This is a genomic window from Klebsiella sp. SYXHC3, from assembly GCF_057196925.1.
The window spans coordinates 1363798-1386999 of the sequence record NZ_JBXUNG010000001.1 but is presented as its reverse complement, the minus strand read 5'-3'; the positions used below and the strand labels follow the sequence as shown (position 1 = coordinate 1386999).

Here is a 23202-nt window from a genome sequence, read left to right as displayed (position 1 = left end):
AAAGCCATGACCGACAATAAATTAAGCGTTATCGATCTGCATAAACGTTACGGTGAGCACGAGGTGCTGAAAGGCGTCTCGCTGAAAGCGAAGGCCGGAGACGTGATTAGTATTATCGGCTCATCGGGTTCCGGTAAAAGTACCTTTCTGCGCTGCATCAACTTTCTGGAGAAGCCAAGCGAAGGAACGATTATCGTCAACGGACAGAATATTGGCCTGGTGCGCGATAAAGACGGCCAGTTGAAGGTAGCGGATAAAAACCAGCTGCGTCTGCTGCGCACGCGCCTGACGATGGTGTTCCAGCACTTCAACCTGTGGAGCCACATGACGGTACTGGAAAACGTTATGGAGGCGCCGATTCAGGTGCTCGGCCTCAACAAACAGGAAGCGCGCGATCGGGCGGTGAAGTATCTGGCGAAAGTCGGTATCGATGAACGCCAGCAGATCAAATATCCGGTACATCTTTCCGGCGGTCAGCAGCAGCGCGTATCCATCGCGCGGGCGCTGGCGATGGAGCCGGATGTGCTGCTGTTTGATGAGCCGACATCGGCACTGGATCCGGAGCTGGTGGGCGAAGTGTTGCGTATTATGCAAAAACTGGCGGAAGAGGGGAAAACCATGGTGGTCGTCACCCACGAAATGGGTTTTGCCCGCCACGTCTCTTCACACGTGATTTTCCTCCATCAGGGAAGAATCGAAGAAGAGGGACATCCCGACGAGCTATTCGGCAACCCGAAAAGCCAGCGCCTGCAGCAGTTCCTTAAAGGTTCACTGAAGTAATCGCCTCTATCCCGGCGGGTTCGCTCGCCGGGAATGACTTAACGCTCCAGCCGGTAGATCCAATCATCGTAATCCACGCCGTTGAGGTGGTAAGCATTTTCCAGCACCTGAATGCGTACAAAACCGTGCTTTTCCAGCAGCCGCGACGACCCCTGGTTATCTCCCAGCACCCAGGCATTAATGGCGTGGATGCCAAGGGTGGTAAAGCCGTAATCACAAATCGCGCGGAGCGCTTCGCTGGCGTAGCCCTGACCCTGCGCTTGCGGCAGTAGCGCGTAGCCGACGTCGGCCTCGTGCGGGTTTTTCGCGCTGATGCGCAGACCAATATCCCCCAGCGGCGTGCCGGCAGAATCGCGCAACACAAAGACGCCGGGATCTTCGCAGCGGGATTCAAACACGCTGCGTAGCGCCGTTTCGCTTAACACCTCACCCATGTAACGCATGACGTCAGGGTCCTGACGCAGACGCAGAAAAAAGGGCCAATCGGCCGGAGTGAAGCGGGAAAGCAACAGGCGGGGCGTTGTTATCGTAGTCATAAAGCAATTAATCAGCTAAAACGAAAGCCTACTTTACCACCATGCTGTGCCGGGTAACATGCTCGCCCTCGCGAATCAGCCCGTGGGTGACGTGGCGCTCAGACTTTGCAGGTAGCGCTGCACGCGGTGATTTTCCGGTGAACGGCGAAGCTGTAGCGCCAGGTTGAGGCTATCCAGCAGTAGGGCGTTAGCCACCATCGGCGAATCGGCGGCGATGCGCTTTTCCGCGACTAACCATTCAACGACGGATTTCCAGCGCCAGAGAGGGGAATTGCCCTTCACGCGCTGTACGGGGCCGGGAAACCGCCCGCTGCCGCGAGCGCCCTCTTTTAATAGCGCGATCGCCTGGCGGGAGACGCCGATAAGTTCGGCGATATCGCTCAGCCCGACCAGTGTCGAATCGATGGACTCCACGCGGATACTTGGCAGCGCGGCGGTTTCTACATCGCGGATGGCGGATAGCGCCGCCTGCTCCAGCGATTGGCCCTCGCGATCGAACTCGAGGTAGACCGCGGTACCGTAAAAGCAGACCAGCGCGTCGCTACAGCCTGCGGCAAAGAGCGCATCTTCCAGTCCTGGCGTTTGACTGGTGACGCCGGACAGCGTCAGCGTAAAATTAAATATCGGCATCGTTTTGCGTTCCTTATGCATGATGCGCGCGGTAGCCGGGATGGGACACCGTTTGACCATTCTGATTATTTGCCGGGCGTGGTTTTCAGGGACGGCGGGCGTCGACCAAATGCTCATCATATGTTCCCGGTGTTCAGTCACGCCGCAGACGAGGCGGCCAAAGCAATGAGCGCTTTTACCTGCAGGCAGCAATATCCACCCCCGCGCCAGCGCCGTGGCAATCGCCTTCCTGATATGTTTGTCCGGATGTTCCTTCATCGTCAAATCCTGCTCAGAATAAAAAGAGTGTTGACGGTTGTCAACGCTTTTTGAGGGTATATACCTCGTCAGGACGTTATGGCAGGAGAATAATTTTGCGGTTGGAATGGGCTTCACAAGAAGCGTAGCAAGGAGAGCGAGGAATTAACGATTTGCGAGGCGGCTTCCGCCCAAGGGAAGAAAACGGGGAGCCGTTGCTCCCCGTTTATCGACTTAGCCCAACACATCCTTCAGCGCCTCTTCCAGATCGTACCAGCGAAAGCTAAAGCCGGCGGCTTCCAGGCGCTTCGGCAGCGCGCGCTGGCCGCCGAGCACCAGTACTGAAGATTCTCCCATCAGCAGGCGAATGGCGGCGGCGGGAACGCGGAAAATCGCCGGGCGATTGAGCGCGTGGCCGAGCGCGTGGGCAAACTGTTCGTTACGTACGGGATAGGGTGAGACCATATTGAACGGGCCGCGCAGATCGTTATCCAGCAGCCACAAGATCCCGTTCACCATATCATCGATATGGATCCACGCCAGATACTGACGACCGTCGCCGATAGGGCCGCCCAGGCCGAGCTTAAACGCTGGCGTCATTTTGGCCAGGATCCCGCCGCGCGGCGCTAATACGACGCCGGTGCGCAACAGGCACACGCGCGTGCGATCGCTTTGCGCCTCACTGGCGATTTGCTCCCAGCGGGCGCAAAGTTTATGGGTAAATTCGTTGTGCGGCGGCTCTTCCTCGGTCACCACGACTTCTCCGAGATCGCCGTAATAGCCGGTAGCGGAACCGCTAATCAGCACGGAGGGTGGTGTTTCGCTGGCTTTAAATAACGCGACCAGTTGCCGGGTGATGTCCCAGCGGCTGTGGCACAGGCGCTCTTTTTGCTCTGCCGTCCAGCGCTTATCGGCGATCGGTTCGCCGGCAAGGTTAATGACGGCGTCAAAGCCATCGAGGTTGTTTTGCCCTTCGAAACCGCGCCACAGCGTGACGCGGGGATCGAGACGGGCTTTTGCGCGTTCAGGGTTGCGGGTGGAAACTGTGAGCTGGTGCCCAAGTTCCAGCAGCCTGGTAATAAGATGCCGACCAATGAGCCCGGTACCGCCAGTGAGCAGGATTTTCATACCGCCTCCCTTACAAACGTTTTAGCGCCGCCAGCTCATGGTCATTGATACTGAGTCGGCATAGCGCAGCGCGTGAAGTTTATCGATCTCTACTTCAGCATAAGTGACCCAGTGATGTTCGCATGCGATATTGAGCACATCCTGGGTTAATTTTTCCAGCAGCGAGAAGCGGTTATTCTCGATATGGCTGATGATGCGTTTAGTAATGGTGCGATAGTTCAGGGCATCATTGATGTCTTCGCTGTCGCGAGCCTTATCGGCCGGATAGTGAATCACCACATTCACCAATACGTCCTGACGGTTGGCGATCTCTTCCTCTTTGATTCCAATAAAAGTACGCAGGCGCAGGTTCTTAATACGAATAATGGCGTCTGGCTGAGACATTGCAGGCTTCCTCCGTGTAGTAATTTCCGCAATCATACATGAAAGCACGCCCTGCGAGCAGGGGATTAATACTGTTGCGTTTTGAGTAGCGCTTGTTGCGTTGCCGGGCGCTGGCGGATGCGTTCAAACCAGTTATGCACCGCCGGGAACTGGCTAAGATCGATGCGTTGGCGCGAGTGGGCATTAATCCATGGCCAGCAGGCGATATCGGCGATACTGTAGTGCTCGCCGCCCAACCATGGACTGGTTTCAAGACGCCGGTTCATTACGCCATACAGGCGCTGGCTTTCGACCTGATAGCGTTCAATGGCGTAAGGGACAGCCTGAGGCGCGTGATGGTTAAAGTGGTGGTTTTGCCCAAGCATTGGCCCCAGACCGCCGACCTGCCAGAATAGCCATTGCAGGGTAGTATGCCGCTCGCGCAGCTCGCCGCTTAGTAATTTTCCCGATTTCTCCGCCAGATAGAGCAGGATTTCTCCTGACTCAAACAGGCTTAACGGCGCGCCGCCGTCGACCGGAACGTGGTCAACGATCGCCGGGATCTTATTATTTGGCGAGATAGCCAGAAACTGCGGGCGAAACTGTTCACCTTTGCCGATATCGACGCGTATCAGGCGATAGGCCAGCTGCGCCTCTTCGAGAAAAAGAGTGATTTTGTGGCCGTTGGGGGTAGGTGCGTAGTAAAGATCGATCATGAGGTCTCCCGCCATCGAAGGTCGCAAACGTTTCGAGTATAGGCGACCTGCGCCATCGCGGGGCAAAGATTAAAATTGCGAAATCCTCATGTGGCTGCCAGTGACATCTTATAGCAGACCAGCTATGTTGATTTATCACCCCCTGGCTTCATTGAGGATGTCATGAATCAGCCTGTTATTACTCTGTGGTCCGATGCCGATTTTTTCTCCCCCTATGTGATGTCCGTGTACGTGGCGCTGCAGGAAAAAAGCCTGCCGTTCACCCTTAAAACCGTCAATCTCGACAGCGGCGAGCATCTGCAGCCGGGCTGGAAGGGCTACTCCGCGACACGGCGCGTGCCGCTGCTGGAAGTGGATAATTTTTCGCTGAGCGAATCCTCGGCCATCACCGAATACCTTGACGAGCGCTTTGCGCCGCCGGAATGGGAGCGCTTGTATCCGCACGACCTGCAAAAACGCGCGCGGGCGCGGCAGGTGCAGGCCTGGCTGCGAAGCGATCTGATGCCCATCCGCGAAGAACGTTCTACCGACGTGGTGTTTGGCGGCGCGAAGAAGCCTGCGCTTAGCGCTGCGGGGCAAACCAGCGCGGCTAAACTCTTCGCTACCGCCGGCGCGCTTTTGGCACATGGCGGACAGAATCTGTTTGGCGAATGGTGTATCGCCGATGCCGATCTTGCGCTGATGCTAAACCGTCTGGTGCTGAACGGCGATGAGGTGCCGGAAGCGCTGGCGGACTATGCGACCTTCCAGTGGCAACGGGCATCTGTTCAGCGTTATGCCGCACTGTCGGCTAAACGTAGCGGCTGATAAGCGCAGGCAGTTCCGTTATCATAGACAGACCGTATTGTCTGGTAAGGGGTTGATATGAAACTGATGTTCGCATCCGATATTCACGGCTCGCTGCCTGCGACCGAACGCGTTCTGGAACGCTTCGCGCAGAGCGGGGCGCAGTGGCTGGTTATCCTCGGCGATGTGCTCAATCACGGGCCGCGCAACGCGCTGCCGGAAGGGTATGCGCCGGCGCAGGTCGCCGAGCGGCTGAACAGCGTTGCGCAGCGGATTATCGCCGTCCGCGGTAACTGTGATAGCGAAGTCGATCAAATGCTGCTGCATTTCCCCATTACTGCCCCCTGGCAGCAGGTGCTTAGCGAACGCTACCGCCTGTTTTTGACCCACGGTCATCTCTATAGTCCGGATAATTTGCCGCCGCTCGCCGCTGGCGATGTACTGGCTTATGGTCATACTCATATTCCGGTTGCCGAGAAACGCGGCGATGTATTCCTCTTCAATCCTGGCTCTGTGAGCATCCCGAAAGGCGGCTTTGCCGCCAGCTATGGCATGCTGGAAGATGATCGGCTGCAGGTTTTCGCACTCAATGATAATCAGGTTATTGCAGAGGCCGCGATTTACCCGTAATTTACCCCTCAATCGTAAAGACGCGCCGCGAGAGCGCTTAAAAGTAAGGTTTCCTGATGGCGGAACAGAAGCATTTGGCAAGCACAGAATGGGTCGATATTGTTAATGAAAACAATGAAGTGATAGCACAGTCCAGCCGCGAGCAAATGCGCGCGCAGTGTCTGCGCCACCGCGCGACCTATATTGTGGTTCATGATGGGATGGGCAAGATTCTGGTACAGCGCCGTACCGAGAGCAAAGATTTCATGCCGGGCATGCTGGATGCGACCGCAGGCGGCGTGGTGCAGGCGGATGAACAGCTGCTGGACTCCGCGCGCCGCGAAGCGGAAGAAGAGCTGGGGATTGCGGGCGTGCCTTTTGCCGATCACGGCCAATTCTACTACGAAGATAAACACTGCCGCGTCTGGGGAAGCCTGTTTAGCTGTGTTTCTCATGGCCCGTTCGCTCTGCAGGAAGAAGAGGTCAGCGAGGTATGCTGGTTGACGCCGGAAGAGATCACCGCGCGCTGCGATGAGTTCACCGCCGATTCACTGAAAGCGCTGGCGCTGTGGATGACCCGTAACGCGGGCAATACCGGCCACGATCGCGACGAGCCGGAAGAAGACGAAGCGTAATTTCCTTTACGCGTTAGAGCCATAAGAAAGGCAGCCATTTGGCTGCCTTTCTTGTCTCAGCGGGAGATTATTTCTGCTGCTGAGAAGACTGAATCGCCGTCAGTGCGATGGTGTAGACGATATCGTCTACCAACGCGCCGCGGGACAGGTCGTTTACCGGCTTACGCATACCCTGCAGCATCGGCCCGATAGAGATCAGGTCAGCGGAACGCTGTACGGCTTTGTAAGTGGTGTTACCGGTGTTCAGATCCGGGAAGATGAACACGGTCGCGCGGCCAGCTACCGGAGAGTTTGGCGCTTTGGACTTCGCAACATCGGCCATTACCGCGGCATCATACTGCAGCGGACCGTCGATCATCAGGTCAGGACGTTTTTCCTGCGCCAGACGAGTTGCTTCGCGTACTTTTTCTACATCGCTACCTGCGCCGGAGGTGCCGGTGGAGTAGGAGAGCATCGCCACGCGCGGTTCGATACCGAAGGCAATCGCGGAATCAGCGGACTGAATCGCGATTTCCGCCAGCTGTTCTGCGGTCGGATCCGGGTTGATCGCGCAGTCGCCGTAAACGTAAACCTGTTCCGGCAGCAGCATGAAGAATACGGAAGAGACCAGCGAGCTGCCCGGCGCCGTTTTGATAAGCTGCAGCGGCGGACGGATGGTATTGGCGGTGGTGTGAACCGCGCCGGATACCAGGCCGTCGACTTCGTCTTGTTCCAGCATCAGGGTGCCGAGAACCACGTTATCTTCCAGCTGTTCGCGCGCAACCGCTTCGGTCATGCCTTTGTTCTTACGCAGTTCGACCAGACGCGCCACGTAGCTTTCGCGAACCACTTCCGGATCGACGATTTCAATACCAGCGCCCAGCTCTACGCCCTGAGAGGCCGCAACGCGGTTGATCTCATCCGGGTTGCCCAGCAGCACGCAGGTTGCAATACCGCGCTCGGCACAGATGGCCGCCGCTTTGACGGTACGCGGTTCGTCGCCTTCCGGCAGAACGACGCGTTTGCCCGCTTTACGCGCCAGCTCGGTCAGCTGGTAGCGGAAGGCTGGCGGAGACAGACGACGGCTGCGCTCGGAGGTCGCGGTCAGCGATTCGATCCAGTCGGCGTTGATATAGTTAGCAACGTATTCCTGAACTTTCTCGATGCGCTCGTGATCGTCAACCGGTACTTCCAGGTTGAAGCTCTGCAGGCTCAGAGAGGTCTGCCAGGTGTTGGTGTTAACCATGAATACCGGCAGGCCGGTGGCGAAAGCGCGTTCGCACAGCTTGCTGATGCGCGCGTCCATTTCATAGCCGCCGGTCAGCAGGATAGCGCCGATTTCTACGCCGTTCATCGCCGCCAGGCAGGCAGCGACCAGTACGTCAGGACGGTCTGCGGAAGTCACCAGCAGAGAACCCGGACGGAAGTGTTCCAGCATGTGCGGAATGCTGCGCGCGCAGAAGGTTACAGACTTCACGCGGCGAGTATTGATGTCGCCTTCGTTGATCACGGTCGCATTCAGGTGATGCGCCATGTCGATAGCGCGCGTGGCGATCAGGTCGAAGCTCCATGGCACCGCGCCCAGCACCGGCAGCGGGCTGCCATTCTGCAGTTGAGCCGGGTCGATCTTCACGACTTTCGCTTTAGACGAGTCGTCAAAGATTTCGGACAGGTCAGGGCGTGTACGGCCTTGTTCATCAACCGGAGCATTCAGTTTGTTAACGATAACGCCAGTGATGCTGGTGTTTTTCGCGCCGCCAAAGCTGTTGCGAGTCAGTTCGATACGCTCGTTCAGCTGTTCCGGGGTATCGGTGCCCTGAGACATCACGAAGACGATTTCCGCGTTAAGCGTTTTTGCGATTTCGTAGTTCAGAGACTGAGCGAACTGGTGTTTACGAGTCGGGACCAGGCCTTCAACCAGCACCACTTCAGCATCCTGAGTGTTGGCATGGTAGTTGGCGATGATCTCTTCCATCAGCACGTCTTTCTGGTTGCTGGACAGCAGCGACTCAACGTGGCTCATGTTCATCGGTTCAGCGGCAGTCGTCGTTGAAGAGCTGGCGCGAACGATGGTGGTAGTCTGGTCTGGAGTATCGCCACCGGAACGCGGCTGGGCGATAGGTTTAAAGACGCTCAGGCGAACGCCTTTGCGTTCCATAGCGCGGATAACACCGAGGCTGACGCTGGTCAGGCCTACGCTGGTTCCGGTAGGGATCAGCATGATAGTACGGGACACGATATATCCTCTTTCGTTACCGCCAGTTTTAGGCGGGATACAAAACAGCACCGCCAGCTTACCGTTCATACTTCAAGTGGCAACTCGAAGCAGTCAGGATTATCGCTGGCGGTGTGGAATTAAGCGGTCAGACGGTGTGCGTCTTGAGCGATCACCAGCTCTTCGTTGGTCGGGATAACCACGGCAGGGCGGGTGCCTTCTTTGTTGATGAAGCCAGACTTGCCGAAACGGGCAGCCAGGTTACGCTCGTGATCAACTTCGAAGCCCAGAACGCCCAGTTTACCCAGGGACAGTTCACGAACCATCGCGGCGTTTTCACCGATACCACCGGTGAAGACAACGGCGTCCAGACGGCCATCCATCAGCGCGGTGTAAGAACCGATGTATTTCGCCAGACGGTGGCAGTAAACGTCCATTGCGCGTTTAGCGTCAGCTTTATCCGCGTAGTTGTCTTCAACGTAGCGGCAGTCGCTGGTGACTTCGGTCAGACCCAGCAGGCCGGACTCTTTGGTCAGCATTTTGTTGATAGCATCTACGCTCATACCCAGCGCGTCGTGCAGGTGGAAAATGATTGCCGGGTCGATATCGCCAGAGCGAGTACCCATCACCAGACCTTCCAGCGGGGTCAGACCCATGGAGGTATCAACGCATTTACCGTTACGGATAGCGGAAACGGAACCGCCGTTGCCGAGGTGGCAGGTGATGATGTTCAGTTCTTCAACCGGCTTGTTCAGAACCTTAGCGGCTTCCTGAGTCACATAGTAGTGGCTGGTGCCGTGCGCGCCGTAACGACGTACGCCGTGCTCTTTGTACAGGCTGTACGGCAGGGCATACAGGTAGGACTCTTCCGGCATGGTCTGATGGAACGCGGTGTCGAACACGGCAACGTTCTTGTCTTTCAGGTGCGGGAAGGATTTCAGCGCTTCAGCGATACCGATCAGGTGCGCCGGGTTGTGCAGCGGTGCGAAGGAAGCGGAGTCTTTGATGCCCTGAATAACGGAATCGTCGATGACAACGGAACTGGTGTATTTTTCACCGCCGTGAACGATACGATGGCCAATTGCGGTCAGCTGTGCTGACAGTTCTGGTTTTTGTGCCAGAATAGTGTTAACGATAAAGTTCAGCGCTTCACTGTGAGCGGCGCCTGCGCCTAACTCAGCTTCGTGTTTGCCGCCGTCCATTTTCCATTTGATACGGGCTTCAGGAAGATGGAAACATTCGGCTAAACCGGAGAGATATTCGTCACCGTTAACGGCATCCAGGATAGCAAATTTCAGGGAAGAGCTACCGCAGTTCAGAACCAGTACTAACTTACTCGACATGGAAGTACCTTTTATGATACGTGGCTAAAAAAACATCAGTGTGTCACAAAGCGTAGCGCAGGATGACATCGACATTTATGATTAACATCATGCCTTGTTCTGTTTTCTGGCACGATGAGGGAAGTACATATGATTTTATGTCATTTTGCATAATTTTCCGCCAGCAGCAGAATATGCGATAATTTGACTAACCTGGTAAAAGGGTCTAACCGCCCTCTCAGGTGGGCACAGGATACCTGATTGCCGCACCCATTGCCAAAATCTTTTGAACGTTGTCATGCACAGTTGGTGTTTTGCACGAAAATTTTAAGTTTTATATGTAAAGTTGAGGTATAGCCATGTCGACCCCTGAGAATCGCCCCGTTAGCTTTTTTAGCTTGTTTCGTCGCGGGCAGCACTATGCGAAGACCTGGCCCCTCGATAAGCGGCTGGCGCCGGTGTTTATCGAAAACCGCATTATTCGCGCCACCCGCTACGCGATTCGCATCATGCCGCCGGTTGCGGTCTTCACCCTGTGCTGGCAGATAGCGCTCGGCGGCCAGCTCGGCCCGGCCGTCGCCACCGCGCTATTTGCCTTAAGCCTGCCGATGCAGGGGCTGTGGTGGTTGGGCAAGCGTTCCGTCACGCCATTACCGCCATCAATACTGAACTGGTTTTATGAAGTGCGCGGCAAATTACAAGAGGCCGGTCAGGCGTTAGCGCCGGTTGACGGCAAGCCGGATTACCAGGCGCTGGCTGACACGCTTAAGCGCGCCTTCAAACAACTGGATAAAACTTTCCTTGATGATTTGTAATTCCATACGGAAAACGCATATAAAAGAAGGCGCATGATTTATGCGCCTTCTTTATTTCACGCCGTAAGTGCTACAGGAGTCAAAAATGGAAATGACCAATGCGCAGCGTCTGATTTTGTCCAATCAGTACAAGATGATGACTATGCTCGACCCGGACAACGCTGAACGTTACCGCCGTCTACAGACCATCATCGAGCGTGGATATGGGCTGCAAATGCGCGAGCTGGACCGCGAATTTGGCCAACTGACGGAAGAAACCTGCCGGACGATTATCGATATCATGGAGATGTACCACGCGCTGCACGTCTCGTGGACCAACCTCAAAGATGCGTCCGGTATTGATGAACGCCGGGTCACCTTCCTTGGCTTTGATGTCGCCACCGAGGCCCGTTATCTCGGCTATGTGCGCTTTATGGTCAATGTAGAAGGGCGCTATAGCCACTTCGACGCAGGAACTCACGGCTTTAACTCGCAGACGCCGATGTGGGAAAAATACCAGCGTATGCTGGCCGCCTGGCACTCCTGTCCGCGCCAGTATCATTTGAGTAGTAACGAAATTAACCAAATTATTAATGCCTGATGGAGGTGCCCGTGCAGTGTAAAGGTTTCCTGTTCGATCTCGACGGGACGCTGGTGGATTCTTTACCGGTTGTCGAGCGTTCATGGTGTAAATGGGGCGATCGTTTCGGCATTCCGCATGATGAAATTCTCGGTTTCATTCACGGTAAACAGGCCATCACTTCGATTCGCCATTTTATGCCGGGGCGCAGCGAAGAGGATATTCAGGCCGAGTTCCGCTTCCTTGAGCAGATTGAAGCCACCGATATCGACGGCATTGTCGCACTGCCGGGCGCGTTAAGCTTGCTGAATACGCTTAATGAAGCGGGGATCCCGTGGGCTATCGTGACTTCGGGTTCCATTCCGGTTGCTCACGCCCGCCACCGCGCGGCAGGTCTGCCGATGCCGAAAGTGTTCGTTACCGCCGAGCAGGTGAAGAAGGGGAAACCGGCGCCGGATGCTTATCTGCTCGGCGCTGAACTGCTGGGGATACCGGCGCAACAGTGTGCTGTGGTTGAAGATGCGCCGGCGGGGCTGCTTTCCGGGCTGGCTGCCGGATGCCGCACCATCGCCGTCAACGTTCCGGCGGATGCGCCGCGTCTTGATGAAGCCGATCTGGTGCTGACGACTCTCGAAAGTTTGCGCATTGAACGGCAGGCGGACGGCAATGTTCAGGTGAATCTTAAAGCATAATCTCATGACTTAGCCCCGCGTCGCCGGGGCTTTTTTGTGCCACAATTTCGGCTCCCTCTTCAGACAAGGATAAGTTGTGAACGGTGAATTGATTTGGGTGTTATCGCTACTGGCCATCGCGGTTGTCTTGTTTGCAACCGGCAAGGTGCGCATGGATGCCATCGCGCTGATGATCATTGTGGCGTTTGTGCTTAGCGGTACGTTAACCCTCAGCGAAGCCTTCTCCGGCTTTAGCGATCCGAACGTCATTCTCATTGCTGCGTTATTTATCATTGGCGATGGCCTGGTGCGCACCGGCGTGGCGACTAAAATGGGCTCCTGGCTGGTCAAGGTTGCCGGTAATAGCGAAACCAAAATGCTGGTCTACCTGATGCTCACCGTTGCCGGGCTGGGCGCGTTTATGAGCTCAACCGGCGTCGTGGCGATATTTATTCCGGTGGTGCTCAGCGTTTCGCTGCGTATGAATACCTCGCCATCGCGGTTGATGATGCCGCTGAGCTTCGCCGGGCTGATTAGCGGCATGATGACCCTGGTGGCGACGCCGCCGAACCTGGTGGTCAACAGTGAACTGCTGCGCGAAGGATTGCATGGATTCAGCTTCTTCAGCGTGACCCCGATTGGCCTGGTGGTGCTGGTGCTGGGTATCGTCTATATGCTGGTGATGCGCTTTATGCTGAAGAGCGAAGATGACAGCGCCGCTCGCGATGTGCGCAAGAAAAGCACCTTTCGTGATTTAATCAAAGAGTACCGCCTTACCGGCAGGGCGCGCCGGCTGGCGATTCGTCCGGGCTCGCCGATGATCGGCCAGCGGCTTGATGATTTAAAGCTGCGTGAACGCTACTGCGCCAACGTTATCGGCGTCGAACGCTGGCGGCGTTTTCGCCGGGTGATTGTCAACGTTAACGGGGTATCGGAGTTTCGCGCCCGTGACGTGTTGCTGATCGATATGTCAGCCTCCGACGTCGATCTGCGGCAGTTTTGCGGCGAACAGATGCTTGAGCCGATGGTGCTGCGTGGCGAATACTTTGCCGATCAGGCGCTTGACGTCGGCATGGCTGAAGTCTCGTTAATCCCTGATTCAGAGCTTATCGGTAAAACGGTGCGCGAGATGGCTTTTCGTACCCGTTTTGGCCTGAATATCGTTGGCCTGAAGCGCGATGGTAAAGCGCTCGACGGGGCGGTAGTCGATGAACCTCTCCAGTTAGGCGATATTATGCTGGTGGTCGGCAACTGGCGGCAGATAGCCATGTTGGCGAAACGTGGCCGCGATTTTGTGGTGCTGAATATGCCGGTAGAGGTCAACGATGCTTCGCCAGCGCACAGTCAGGCGCCGCACGCCATATTCTGCCTGGTGTTGATGGTAGCGCTGATGCTTACCGATGAAATCCCCAACCCTATCGCTGCCATCATCGCCTGCCTGTTGATGGGCAAGTTTCGCTGCATCAACGCCGAGAGCGCCTATAAGGCGATTCACTGGCCGAGCATCATTTTGATTGTGGGGATGATGCCGTTCGCCCTGGCATTGCAGAAAACCGGCGGCGTGGATTTGGTGGTGCAGGGGTTAATGGACGTCGCCGGGAGTAAAGGCCCCTATTTGATGCTGGGTTGCCTGTTTGTGATGTGTGCGGCGATTGGTCTGTTTATCTCTAACACCGCGACGGCGGTGCTGATGGCGCCGATTGCTCTGGCGGCGGCGAAATCGATGGGAGTCTCGCCATATCCTTTTGCCATGGTAGTGGCGATGGCGGCTTCGGCGGCTTTCATGACCCCGGTCTCTTCACCGGTTAACACGCTGGTGCTCGGACCCGGTAAATATTCGTTCAGTGATTTTGTCAAAATCGGTGTGCCCTTCACCGTACTGGTGATGGTGGTCTGCGTGCTGCTGATCCCGGTACTCTTTCCGTTTTAATTCATTCAGGCCGGGCAGGGGATGCCCGGCCTGAAAATTAAAGCGGTGAATCCTGGCTGATTTCATCGAGCGACAGCTGGAAGCTCGGGACAAATACCTGCATAAAGTAATCCATCTCCGGGCTACGGCGCGACTCCAGTGTTTTTTCCAGCCGACCTTTAGCCAGCAGGAATTCGTTATTGCCGGCGGAAAGCTCTTCAAGACATTTCAGATAGGCGCACAGGGCGTCGGCCTGCTTCACAATCGACTGCTCTTCTTCACTGTAATGGTGCTCATCAATCAGGGGCTCAAAGATATCGCGCAGCTCATCGGGAACCATATCGACCAGTTTTTGCTGAGCGATTTTCTCAATCGCCTTATATTCCTGGGCAATCTGCGAATTGAAGTATTTCACCGGCGTGGGCAGATCGCCGGTGAGGACCTCGGAGGCATCGTGATACATCGCCAGCAGGGCAATGCGTTCGGCGTTGACCTGGCCGGCAAACTTGCGGTTCTTTATTGCCGCCAGCGCATGGGCGACCATCGCCACCTGCAGACTGTGCTCGGAGACGTTTTCGGTACGCACGTTGCGCATCAAAGGCCAGCGGTTAATTAGTTTCAGGCGGGAGAGGTGGGCAAAGAAATGACTCTGACTCATAGGAACCCTTAAGCGGTGACAACATCAGGTTCCATTGTGCGCAGGGATCGCCGCCGGATGCAAATACCGGCGGCGGCGCGATTAAAGCTGATGATAGCCGGAGAGGAAACGGCCAAAGCGGGAAATCGCCATTTCCAGGTCATCTTCACGCGGCAGGGTGACGATACGCACATGATCCGGCCACGGCCAGTTAAAGGCGGTACCCTGAACCAACAGCACTTTCTCCTGCAGCAGGAAATCGAGCACCATTTTCTGGTCATCGTGGATATTAAAGCGTTTGGCGTCGATTTTCGGGAACATATACAGCGCGCCTTTCGGCTTGACGCAGGAGACGCCTGGGATCTCGTTGATTAACTCCCAGGCGCGGTTGCGTTGCTCATACAAACGCCCGCCCGGAATGATAAATTCGCTAATGCTCTGATAGCCGCCCAGCGCGGTTTGGATAGCGTGTTGCGCCGGGACGTTGGCGCACAGGCGCATCGAGGCCAGCATTTCCAGCCCTTCGATATAGCCTTTGGCGTGCTTTTTCGGCCCGTTAAGCACCATCCAGCCCTGGCGGAAACCGGCGACACGATAGGTCTTCGACAGTCCGTTAAAGGTGACGGTCAGCATATCCGGCGCCAGCGCGGCGATCGAATGGTGTTCGGCATCGTCGTACAGGATCTTGTCGTAGATTTCGTCGGCGAAAATAATCAGGTTGTGCTGACGGGCGATCTCGACGATCTCCTGCAACAGTTCTTTGGAATAAACGGCGCCCGTCGGGTTATTCGGGTTAATGATGACGATCCCGCGGGTGCGTGGCGTAATTTTGGCGCGGATATCGTCGAGGTCCGGGAACCAGTCTGAGGATTCGTCGCACAGATAGTGCACCGCTTTGCCGCTGGAAAGGGAGACCGCAGCGGTCCACAGCGGGTAGTCCGGAGCCGGAACCAGCATTTCGTCGCCGCTGTTGAGCAGCGCCTGCATGGCCTGGACGATCAGCTCGGACACGCCGTTACCGATATAGATATCTTCCACGGTAACATCGCGCATCCCGCGCGCCTGGTAGTGCTGCATAATCGCTTTACGGGCGGAATAGAGACCTTTTGAGTCGCTGTAGCCCTGGGCGGTCGGCAGATTGCGGATAACGTCGACGAGGATTTCGTCAGGCGCATCGAAGCCGAACGGCGCCGGGTTGCCGATATTCAGCTTGAGTACTTTGTTGCCTTCTTCTTCAAGGCGTTTTGCTTCTTTGAGAACCGGACCGCGGATGTCGTAACAGACATTCTCTAACTTGCTGGATTTTTCGATAGGGGACATGAACCTTTGACCTTTTAGCTGTTATCGCCACTCCCTGCCGTGGAAGTCAGCACGGAACAATGTACTCCGCATCCCCGCTGTTTTGAAGGGTTAACAGGAGAAGATTTTGCTATTAGTATTTTTTTAGAGTAATGAATTTATCTGTGTAATGGCTTATTCTTTATATAATGTGCCTGGTATGGGTTTTTGAATGGTTTTATGTTGCGCGTATTAGGTGATTACATGGATGTTTATCCGGTTTGTTGCTGAAGGAAAAAGCGGTTTGCCGGAATTTTAACCGCTAAAAGACACTATGCTAATAAAAAGAGGGCGATGGCGACTGTAGCAACTATGTTAATTTTTTTTAATAAAACATGCCAATGAATGAATCAGGTATATTTGGTTGCATGGATTATTTCGGCTTTTGTTAATTTAATTATAGTGCTGCAAAAAAGTTTAAAATTACCTTAGATAATACTGATTAGCGCTTATAAATATTGTGGTTTTCGGTTAGGATAAGACAGTTAATATCGACGTGTAAACCTCTGTTTAACGGCGTGATTTTATTAATATATTGTTATTGCAGGCTTTTTTGTTTGTGTTCAGCAGGCGTTGTTATGCGTGTCGGGCTTCCTGGCGTAACGACATCTGTTATTGCAGACTTTGTTTGAGATTCATCACATAACCTAAGTCTCAGTAATTAAAAATGCGTAGAGCTACGAACAAAATATTACTCAAATTTTTCGCACATTTGTCGCGAACGAGTGCTTTCACATGCAATGACGTTCTTCCAGTTGTCCTCCGCGGAATTTGTCCGCTCGGCACGAGGCTCATGGAATAGCCGGAAACCTGGATACAGCATCAACAAGGCAGGCCAGCATTAGCGCCTGTAAGTGAAGAAATATGATAAATGCAAATCGTCCGATACTGAATCTCGATCTCGATCTGCTGCGGACCTTCGTCGCTGTCGCCGATCTGAGCACCTTCGCGGCGGCCGCTGCCGCGGTATGTCGTACCCAGTCCGCCGTCAGTCAGCAGATGCAGCGCCTGGAGCAACTGGTAGGCAAAGAGCTTTTCGCCCGTCATGGGCGCAATAAATTACTGACCGAGCAGGGGATCCAACTGCTCAGCTACGCGCGCAAAATACTGCGCTTTAATGATGAGGCCTGCATGTCGCTGATGTTTGGCAGCCTGCAGGGGACGCTGACTATCGGCGCTTCCGATGAAACGGCGGATACCATCCTGCCTTACCTGCTCAACCGAATCGGCAGCTTCTATCCCAAACTGACGCTGGAAATAAAGGTCCTGAATTACGCCGATATCGTCGCGAAGTTGGGCAGCGGCGAGATCGACCTGGCATTAACAACGCATCAAACCGGCGAATTTGACGTCCTGACGCTGCGTACCTCGCCGACGCTGTGGTACTGCGCCGCGGATTACGTACTGGCGCAGGGTGAATCCGTTCCGCTGGTGCTGCTCGAAGAGTCCGGGCCGTTTCGCGAAGATATCATCTCCGCGCTGAATGCCGCGCAGGTTCCCTGGCATTTGGCGTATGCCGCCAGTTCTTTAGCTGGGGTGAAAGCGGCGGTGAAAGCGGGCCTTGGCGTCACCGCACGTCCGGTAGAAATGATGAGTCCGGAGTTACGGGTACCGGGTAAAAGCGATGGCCTACCGGGCTTGCCTGATACCCACTATGTGCTGAGCTGCAATCCGCAGCGGGAAAACGAACTGGCGCAGGCGATTTTTCAGTCGCTGAGCCAGGACCATAATCCGTGGAACACGGAAACGCTGTATACCCCGGAAGGGGGAGACAGTTCTCTGGTTTCATAAAGCCGAATTATCATATATCGATCACAATAATCCGGTAACAAAATGTAAGTGTAAAAAAGAGCCGCCGATCGACAAAATGAGGTCAGTGGCTCTTTTTTTTTATATTTTACAAGGATTTTAAGCAGTTTAATAATTTATTGATCTATGAATCAATCAGTTAGCTTGAAAGCGGCTATTGTTTCCCTGTTTTTAGCTGCAGTTTCAATACTTCCTGCTAATGTTAAAAAACCGGACGGATTGTTGCCGTTTTCCAGATGTAATTAACAAAAGCGTGTCACAGATCAAGAAAATACCCCTACTTGGGGGGAGGAATCGCGGCCAAATCCTGTCAAAATAGATTGGCGAAATTGATTTACGTCTAAAACGGACACGATTCAACAACACTAAATCCGAATGATATGCAAGGTTATTACGCAACAAAGGGCATTTAATGTTAATGAAAATATTCCAATGTAAATTAATGTAGTTAAAACTTTTGTTAAAGTTGACAAAAGGTTAAAGAAAGGGGTAAAAAGCCACGGCATTTGGGCTTCCTCATCAACCAGGGACGCTTTTTTGCAAGGTCATTTTTTTATTCCTCCCGTGAAACGCTGTGGCGTTCATCTGCCATCAAGAGCAGAGGGTTTTGGCGCTACACTTTTTTGGTTAAGCAATGCGTATGTCAACATCCACTGAAGTCATCGCTCATCATTGGGCATTCGCTATATTTCTCATCATCGCTATCGGTCTGTGCTGCCTGATGCTCGTCGGCGGCTGGTACCTCGGCGGTCGCGCGCGCGCGCGTAGCAAAAACACGCCGTTTGAATCGGGGATCGACTCCGTTGGTTCGGCCCGCTTACGTCTTTCTGCGAAGTTTTATCTGGTCGCCATGTTCTTCGTTATCTTCGACGTGGAAGCCCTGTATCTCTACGCATGGTCAACATCCATTCGCGAAAGCGGCTGGGTTGGCTTTGTGGAAGCCGCAATTTTCATTTTAGTGCTACTGGCTGGTCTGGTTTACCTCGTTCGCATCGGCGCACTGGACTGGACGCCTGCGCGTTCCCGTCGCACGCTGGTTAACCCGGAAACAGACAGTCCCACTAACCGTCATATGCAGTAAAAGCGAGGCAATAAGATGGATTATACGCTCACCCGCATAGATCCTAACGGTGAGAACGACCGTTACCCCCTGCAAAAACAGGAGATCGTAACTGACCCCCTGGAGCAAGAAGTCAATAAAAGCGTGTATATGGGGAAACTCGAACACGCGCTGCATGACATGGTGAACTGGGGCCGTAAGAACTCGATTTGGCCGTACAACTTCGGCCTGTCTTGCTGCTATGTAGAAATGGTGACGTCATTCACTGCGGTGCATGACGTTGCGCGTTTTGGCGCGGAAGTACTGCGTGCCTCTCCGCGTCAGGCCGACCTGATGGTGGTCGCCGGTACCTGCTTCACCAAAATGGCCCCGGTTATTCAGCGCCTGTACGATCAGATGCTGGAGCCGAAGTGGGTTATCTCTATGGGCGCATGCGCTAACTCCGGCGGGATGTACGATATCTACTCCGTCGTCCAGGGCGTGGACAAGTTTATTCCGGTGGATGTTTACATCCCGGGCTGTCCGCCGCGTCCGGAAGCTTATATGCAGGCGCTGATGCTGCTGCAGGAATCCATTGGTAAAGAGCGCCGTCCTCTCTCATGGGTGGTTGGCGATCAGGGCGTCTATCGCGCCAACATGCAATCCGAGCGCGAGCGTAAACGCGGCGAACGAATTGCGGTGACCAATCTGCGGACTCCGGACGAGATTTAACTTGCGCCTGCGGGCGGGAACCAGACTTCGCAAATCAATCTACAAAAGCAGCGAAGCCTCGCCCGGCAGTCACCACGGACCTTTTGCAATGGTGAACAATATGACTGATTTAACCGCGCATGACGCCGCACCAGCCTGGCAAACCCGCGATCACCTTGATGACCCGGTGATCGGCGAACTGCGCAACCGTTTTGGGCCGGATGCCTTTACCGTTCAGCCTACCCGTACCGGCGTTCCGGTGGTGTGGGTGAAGCGCGAACAGCTGCTTGAGGTGGGTGATTTCCTGAAGAGATTGCCGAAACCTTACGTGATGCTGTTTGACCTGCACGGCATGGACGAACGTTTACGTACGCACCGCGATGGCTTGCCAGCCGCGGATTTTTCCGTTTTCTACCACCTGATCTCAGTAGACCGCAACCGCGATATCATGCTCAAGGTGGCGTTGTCTGAAAACGATCTGCATCTGCCGACCTTCACCAAACTGTTCCCTAACGCCAACTGGTATGAGCGTGAAACCTGGGAAATGTTTGGCGTGACCTTCGACGGTCACCCGAATCTGCGCCGCATCATGATGCCGCCGACCTGGGAAGGCCACCCGCTGCGTAAAGACTATCCGGCGCGCGCCACCGAATTCGATCCGTTTGAGCTGACTAAAGCCAAGCAGGATCTGGAAATGGAAGCGTTAACCTTCAAGCCGGAAGAGTGGGGCATGAAGCGCGGCACCGAAAACGAGGACTTTATGTTCCTCAACCTCGGCCCGAACCACCCGTCCGCTCACGGCGCATTCCGTATTATTCTGCAGTTGGATGGCGAAGAGATCGTCGACTGCGTGCCGGACATCGGCTACCACCACCGCGGCGCGGAGAAGATGGGCGAACGCCAGTCCTGGCACAGCTACATCCCGTACACCGACCGTATCGAATACCTCGGCGGCTGCGTCAATGAGATGCCGTACGTGCTGGCGGTGGAAAAACTGGCCGGGATCACCGTGCCGGATCGCGTGAACGTGATCCGCGTGATGCTGTCCGAACTGTTCCGCATCAACAGCCACCTGCTGTATATCTCGACCTTTATTCAGGACGTCGGCGCGATGACCCCGGTCTTCTTCGCCTTTACCGACCGTCAGAAAATCTACGATCTGGTCGAAGCCATCACCGGTTTCCGTATGCACCCGGCATGGTTCCGCATCGGCGGCGTCGCCCACGACCTGCCGCGCGGCTGGGATCGCCTGCTGCGTGAATTCCTTGAGTGGATGCCGAAGCGCCTGGATTCCTATGAGAAAGCCGCGCTGCGCAACACCATTCTGATTGGCCGTTCCAAAGGCGTTGCCGCCTACACCGCAAAAGAAGCGCTGGAGTGGGGCACCACTGGCGCAGGTCTGCGCGCGACCGGTATCGGCTTCGACGTGCGTAAATGGCGTCCTTATTCTGGCTACGAAAACTTCGACTTTGAAATCCCGACCGGCGGCGGCGTTTCCGACTGCTACACCCGCGTGATGCTGAAAGTGGAAGAGCTGCGCCAGAGCCTGCGCATTCTCCAGCAGTGCCTCGATAATATGCCGGAAGGCCCGTTCAAAGCGGATCACCCGCTGACTACGCCGCCGCCGAAAGAGCGCACGCTGCAGCACATTGAGACCCTGATTACGCACTTCCTGCAGGTTTCCTGGGGCCCGGTGATGCCGGCCAACGAATCCTTCCAGATGGTTGAAGCGACGAAGGGGATTAACAGTTACTACCTGACCAGCGACGGCAGCACCATGAGCTACCGTACCCGTATTCGTACCCCGAGCTATGCGCACCTGCAGCAGATCCCGGCGGCGATCCGCGGCAGCCTGGTATCCGACCTTATCGTCTATCTGGGTAGTATCGATTTTGTTATGTCAGACGTGGACCGCTAATTATGCACGAGAATCAACAACCACAAACCGAGGCTTTTGAGCTGAGTGCGGCAGAGCGTGAGGCTATTGAGCACGAAAAGCACCACTACGAAGACCCGCGTGCGGCGTCCATCGAAGCGCTGAAAATTGTTCAAAAACAGCGCGGCTGGGTGCCGGATGGCGCGATCTACGCGATCGCCGATGTGCTGGGGATCCCGGCAAGCGACGTCGAAGGCGTGGCGACATTCTACAGCCAGATCTTCCGCCAGCCGGTTGGCCGTCACGTGATCCGCTACTGCGACAGCGTGGTGTGCCATATCACCGGTTTCCAGGGGATCCAGTCGGCTATCGAGAAAAAGCTGGACATCAAACCGGGTCAAACCACCTTTGATGGCCGCTTCACGCTGCTGCCGACCTGTTGCCTTGGCAACTGCGACAAGGGGCCGACCATGATGATTGATGACGACACGCACAGTTATCTGACGCCGGAAGCGATTCCTGACCTCCTGGAGCGGTATAAATGAAAACCATTATTCGTACTGCCGAAACGCATCCATTAACCTGGCGTCTGCGCGATGACAAGCAGCCGGTGTGGCTGGACGAGTATCGCAGCAAAAACGGTTATGAAGGGGCGCGCAAGGCCTTAAGCGGCATGGCGCCGGATGAAATCGTCAATGCAGTAAAAGACGCCGGCCTGAAAGGGCGCGGCGGCGCGGGCTTTTCCACCGGTCTGAAGTGGAGCCTGATGCCGAAAGACGAGTCCATGAACATCCGTTACCTGCTGTGTAATGCCGATGAAATGGAACCAGGTACCTATAAAGACCGTCTGCTGATGGAACAGCTGCCGCACCTGCTGGTGGAAGGCATGCTGATCTCCGCTTTTGCGCTGAAGGCCTACCGTGGTTACATCTTCCTGCGCGGCGAATATATCGAAGCGGCGCAGCATCTGCGTCGTGCGATTGCCGAAGCTACCGAAGCGGGCCTGTTGGGGAAAAATATCCTCGGTACCGGTTTTGACTTCGAGCTGTTCGTGCACACCGGGGCAGGGCGCTATATCTGCGGTGAAGAGACGGCGCTTATCAACTCGCTGGAAGGCCGTCGCGCGAACCCGCGCTCCAAGCCGCCGTTCCCGGCGAGCTCCGGCGTGTGGGGCAAACCGACCTGCGTCAACAACGTTGAAACCCTGTGCAACGTCCCTGCCATCCTCGCCAACGGCGTGGAGTGGTACCAGAATATTTCAACCAGCAAAGATGCCGGCACCAAGCTGATGGGCTTCTCCGGGCGCGTGAAGAATCCGGGCGTCTGGGAGCTGCCGTTCGGTACTACCGCGCGCGAGATCCTCGAAGATTACGCCGGCGGCATGCGCGATGGCCTGAAGTTTAAAGCCTGGCAGCCGGGCGGCGCCGGTACCGACTTCCTGACCGAAGCGCACCTCGATTTGCCGATGGAGTTTGAAAGCATTGGTAAAGCAGGTAGCCGTCTGGGCACCGCGCTGGCGATGGCCGTCGACCACGAGATCGGCATGGTTCCGCTGGTGCGCAACCTCGAAGAATTTTTTGCCCGCGAATCCTGCGGCTGGTGTACGCCTTGCCGCGACGGCCTGCCGTGGAGCGTGAAGATCCTGCGCGCCCTGGAGCGCGGCGAAGGCCAGCCTGGCGATATCGAAACTCTTGAGCAACTGTGTCGATTCCTCGGGCCGGGTAAAACCTTCTGCGCGCACGCGCCGGGCGCGGTTGAACCGCTGCAGAGCGCTATCAAATATTTCCGCGAAGAATTCGAGGCTGGCATTAAGCAGCAGTTCAGCAATACCCATGCAATTAACGGTATTCAGCCGAACCTGCTTAAGACGCGCTGGTAATCTAAAGGTTTTTTATTTTTGGA

General features: G+C 55.3%; 22 protein-coding genes and 2 pseudogenes. 14 read left to right on the top strand and 10 right to left on the bottom strand.

Annotation, left to right across the window (positions count from 1 at the left end; all coding sequences use genetic code 11):
- Positions 1–6 precede the first annotated feature (6 nt).
- Positions 7–780: a histidine ABC transporter ATP-binding protein HisP gene (hisP, locus tag AC2CGP_RS06710; protein ID WP_032708793.1), complete on the top strand. Its 774-nt coding sequence runs from the start codon at positions 7–9 to the stop codon at positions 778–780.
- On the opposite strand, the pseudogene AC2CGP_RS06705 reads toward hisP, so the two are convergent.
- The 6 genes and pseudogenes from AC2CGP_RS06705 to yfcG form a co-directional block, all read right to left on the bottom strand.
- Positions 761–1316: pseudogene (locus AC2CGP_RS06705) on the bottom strand (GNAT family N-acetyltransferase). The gene hisP and the pseudogene AC2CGP_RS06705 overlap by 20 nt on opposite strands.
- Before the next feature lie 75 nt (positions 1317–1391).
- The gene (locus tag AC2CGP_RS06700; protein ID WP_015706169.1) at positions 1392–1946 is read right to left on the bottom strand and encodes a hypothetical protein; all 555 of its coding nucleotides are present in this window, start codon (positions 1944–1946) and stop codon (positions 1392–1394) included.
- Positions 1947–1955: 9 nt separating this feature from the next.
- A pseudogene (locus AC2CGP_RS06695) lies at positions 1956–2204 on the bottom strand (DNA-binding protein); the annotation flags it as partial.
- A gap of 213 nt (positions 2205–2417) precedes the next feature.
- Entirely contained in the window at positions 2418–3311 is an 894-nt protein-coding gene (locus tag AC2CGP_RS06690; RefSeq protein ID WP_020078236.1) for a TIGR01777 family oxidoreductase, read from the bottom strand.
- A gap of 21 nt (positions 3312–3332) precedes the next feature.
- Positions 3333–3695 (bottom strand): dihydroneopterin triphosphate 2'-epimerase, encoded by a 363-nt coding sequence (folX, locus tag AC2CGP_RS06685; protein ID WP_015365570.1) that lies wholly within the window; start codon positions 3693–3695, stop codon positions 3333–3335.
- Between the two features lie 65 nt (positions 3696–3760).
- The gene (yfcG, locus tag AC2CGP_RS06680; protein ID WP_020078237.1) at positions 3761–4390 is read right to left on the bottom strand and encodes a GSH-dependent disulfide bond oxidoreductase; all 630 of its coding nucleotides are present in this window, start codon (positions 4388–4390) and stop codon (positions 3761–3763) included.
- A gap of 162 nt (positions 4391–4552) precedes the next feature.
- Between yfcG and yfcF the strand changes: the two genes are divergently transcribed.
- From yfcF to yfcD, 3 genes are read left to right on the top strand one after another with little or no spacing between them, the layout of a single operon-like run.
- A complete protein-coding gene (gene yfcF / locus AC2CGP_RS06675; protein ID WP_015365572.1) occupies positions 4553–5197 on the top strand; it encodes a glutathione transferase in 645 nt (214 codons plus the stop codon).
- Positions 5198–5254: 57 nt separating this feature from the next.
- On the top strand, positions 5255–5806 hold the full coding sequence (gene yfcE / locus AC2CGP_RS06670; protein ID WP_015365573.1) for a phosphodiesterase: 552 nt from the start codon (positions 5255–5257) through the stop codon (positions 5804–5806).
- A 56-nt stretch (positions 5807–5862) separates the two neighbouring features.
- Positions 5863–6420: an NUDIX hydrolase YfcD gene (gene yfcD, locus AC2CGP_RS06665; protein ID WP_015365574.1), complete on the top strand. Its 558-nt coding sequence runs from the start codon at positions 5863–5865 to the stop codon at positions 6418–6420.
- A 67-nt stretch (positions 6421–6487) separates the two neighbouring features.
- On the opposite strand, the gene pta is transcribed toward yfcD, so the two are convergent.
- A complete protein-coding gene (gene pta / locus AC2CGP_RS06660) occupies positions 6488–8635 on the bottom strand; it encodes a phosphate acetyltransferase (protein WP_026612251.1) in 2148 nt (715 codons plus the stop codon).
- Positions 8636–8754: 119 nt separating this feature from the next.
- Complete coding sequence (gene ackA / locus AC2CGP_RS06655; RefSeq protein WP_015365576.1) at positions 8755–9957, bottom strand: acetate kinase; 1203 nt, start codon at positions 9955–9957, stop codon at positions 8755–8757.
- A 338-nt stretch (positions 9958–10295) separates the two neighbouring features.
- On the opposite strand from ackA, the gene yfbV reads away from it, so the two are divergent.
- The 4 genes from yfbV to AC2CGP_RS06635 all read left to right on the top strand — a co-directional run bounded on the left by yfbV (position 10296) and on the right by AC2CGP_RS06635 (position 13911).
- Positions 10296–10751: a terminus macrodomain insulation protein YfbV gene (yfbV, locus tag AC2CGP_RS06650; RefSeq protein ID WP_015365578.1), complete on the top strand. Its 456-nt coding sequence runs from the start codon at positions 10296–10298 to the stop codon at positions 10749–10751.
- Positions 10752–10836: 85 nt separating this feature from the next.
- The gene (locus AC2CGP_RS06645) at positions 10837–11331 is read left to right on the top strand and encodes a YfbU family protein (protein WP_015365579.1); all 495 of its coding nucleotides are present in this window, start codon (positions 10837–10839) and stop codon (positions 11329–11331) included.
- An 11-nt stretch (positions 11332–11342) separates the two neighbouring features.
- A complete protein-coding gene (locus AC2CGP_RS06640) occupies positions 11343–12002 on the top strand; it encodes a sugar phosphatase (protein ID WP_047043353.1) in 660 nt (219 codons plus the stop codon).
- Between the two features lie 76 nt (positions 12003–12078).
- Positions 12079–13911 (top strand): SLC13 family permease, encoded by a 1833-nt coding sequence (locus AC2CGP_RS06635; RefSeq protein WP_015365581.1) that lies wholly within the window; start codon positions 12079–12081, stop codon positions 13909–13911.
- A gap of 37 nt (positions 13912–13948) precedes the next feature.
- On the opposite strand, the gene yfbR is transcribed toward AC2CGP_RS06635, so the two are convergent.
- Both yfbR and alaA read right to left on the bottom strand, forming a co-directional pair.
- Positions 13949–14548 (bottom strand): 5'-deoxynucleotidase, encoded by a 600-nt coding sequence (yfbR, locus tag AC2CGP_RS06630; protein ID WP_045412328.1) that lies wholly within the window; start codon positions 14546–14548, stop codon positions 13949–13951.
- A gap of 81 nt (positions 14549–14629) precedes the next feature.
- Positions 14630–15847, bottom strand: coding sequence for an alanine transaminase AlaA (gene alaA, locus AC2CGP_RS06625; RefSeq protein WP_015365583.1), 1218 nt, complete (start codon positions 15845–15847; stop codon positions 14630–14632).
- A gap of 882 nt (positions 15848–16729) precedes the next feature.
- Between alaA and AC2CGP_RS06620 the strand changes: the two genes are divergently transcribed.
- From AC2CGP_RS06620 to nuoF, 6 genes are all read left to right on the top strand, one after another.
- Complete coding sequence (locus AC2CGP_RS06620) at positions 16730–17656, top strand: LysR substrate-binding domain-containing protein (RefSeq protein WP_475702469.1); 927 nt, start codon at positions 16730–16732, stop codon at positions 17654–17656.
- Positions 17657–18308: 652 nt separating this feature from the next.
- Positions 18309–18755, top strand: coding sequence for an NADH-quinone oxidoreductase subunit NuoA (gene nuoA, locus AC2CGP_RS06615; RefSeq protein WP_002913181.1), 447 nt, complete (start codon positions 18309–18311; stop codon positions 18753–18755).
- A 15-nt stretch (positions 18756–18770) separates the two neighbouring features.
- Positions 18771–19445 (top strand): NADH-quinone oxidoreductase subunit NuoB, encoded by a 675-nt coding sequence (nuoB, locus tag AC2CGP_RS06610; protein ID WP_002913178.1) that lies wholly within the window; start codon positions 18771–18773, stop codon positions 19443–19445.
- 88 nt (positions 19446–19533) lie between these two features.
- Positions 19534–21342 (top strand): NADH-quinone oxidoreductase subunit C/D, encoded by a 1809-nt coding sequence (nuoC, locus tag AC2CGP_RS06605; RefSeq protein ID WP_015365585.1) that lies wholly within the window; start codon positions 19534–19536, stop codon positions 21340–21342.
- A 2-nt stretch (positions 21343–21344) separates the two neighbouring features.
- The gene (gene nuoE / locus AC2CGP_RS06600; RefSeq protein ID WP_015365586.1) at positions 21345–21845 is read left to right on the top strand and encodes an NADH-quinone oxidoreductase subunit NuoE; all 501 of its coding nucleotides are present in this window, start codon (positions 21345–21347) and stop codon (positions 21843–21845) included.
- Positions 21842–23179 carry an NADH-quinone oxidoreductase subunit NuoF gene (gene nuoF / locus AC2CGP_RS06595; RefSeq protein WP_015365587.1) on the top strand — a complete coding sequence of 446 codons (1338 nt, stop codon included), beginning with the start codon at positions 21842–21844 and terminating at the stop codon, positions 23177–23179. Before nuoE ends, nuoF begins: the two co-directional genes overlap by 4 nt.
- Positions 23180–23202: the final 23 nt, after the last annotated feature.

Coding starts and splice junctions, on each gene's coding strand:
- nuoA (WP_002913181.1), top strand. CDS start 18,309: ATGCGTATGTCAACATCCACTGAAGTCATCGCTCATCATTGGGCATTC.
- yfbR (WP_045412328.1), bottom strand. CDS start 14,548: ATGAGTCAGAGTCATTTCTTTGCCCACCTCTCCCGCCTGAAACTAATT.
- yfbV (WP_015365578.1), top strand. CDS start 10,296: ATGTCGACCCCTGAGAATCGCCCCGTTAGCTTTTTTAGCTTGTTTCGT.
- yfcG (WP_020078237.1), bottom strand. CDS start 4,390: ATGATCGATCTTTACTACGCACCTACCCCCAACGGCCACAAAATCACT.
- yfcE (WP_015365573.1), top strand. CDS start 5,255: ATGAAACTGATGTTCGCATCCGATATTCACGGCTCGCTGCCTGCGACC.
- hisP (WP_032708793.1), top strand. CDS start 7: ATGACCGACAATAAATTAAGCGTTATCGATCTGCATAAACGTTACGGT.
- yfcD (WP_015365574.1), top strand. CDS start 5,863: ATGGCGGAACAGAAGCATTTGGCAAGCACAGAATGGGTCGATATTGTT.
- AC2CGP_RS06690 (WP_020078236.1), bottom strand. CDS start 3,311: ATGAAAATCCTGCTCACTGGCGGTACCGGGCTCATTGGTCGGCATCTT.
- AC2CGP_RS06645 (WP_015365579.1), top strand. CDS start 10,837: ATGGAAATGACCAATGCGCAGCGTCTGATTTTGTCCAATCAGTACAAG.
- yfcF (WP_015365572.1), top strand. CDS start 4,553: ATGAATCAGCCTGTTATTACTCTGTGGTCCGATGCCGATTTTTTCTCC.
- alaA (WP_015365583.1), bottom strand. CDS start 15,847: ATGTCCCCTATCGAAAAATCCAGCAAGTTAGAGAATGTCTGTTACGAC.
- ackA (WP_015365576.1), bottom strand. CDS start 9,957: ATGTCGAGTAAGTTAGTACTGGTTCTGAACTGCGGTAGCTCTTCCCTG.
- nuoE (WP_015365586.1), top strand. CDS start 21,345: ATGCACGAGAATCAACAACCACAAACCGAGGCTTTTGAGCTGAGTGCG.
- nuoF (WP_015365587.1), top strand. CDS start 21,842: ATGAAAACCATTATTCGTACTGCCGAAACGCATCCATTAACCTGGCGT.
- nuoC (WP_015365585.1), top strand. CDS start 19,534: ATGGTGAACAATATGACTGATTTAACCGCGCATGACGCCGCACCAGCC.
- folX (WP_015365570.1), bottom strand. CDS start 3,695: ATGTCTCAGCCAGACGCCATTATTCGTATTAAGAACCTGCGCCTGCGT.
- nuoB (WP_002913178.1), top strand. CDS start 18,771: ATGGATTATACGCTCACCCGCATAGATCCTAACGGTGAGAACGACCGT.
- AC2CGP_RS06620 (WP_475702469.1), top strand. CDS start 16,730: ATGATAAATGCAAATCGTCCGATACTGAATCTCGATCTCGATCTGCTG.
- AC2CGP_RS06700 (WP_015706169.1), bottom strand. CDS start 1,946: ATGCCGATATTTAATTTTACGCTGACGCTGTCCGGCGTCACCAGTCAA.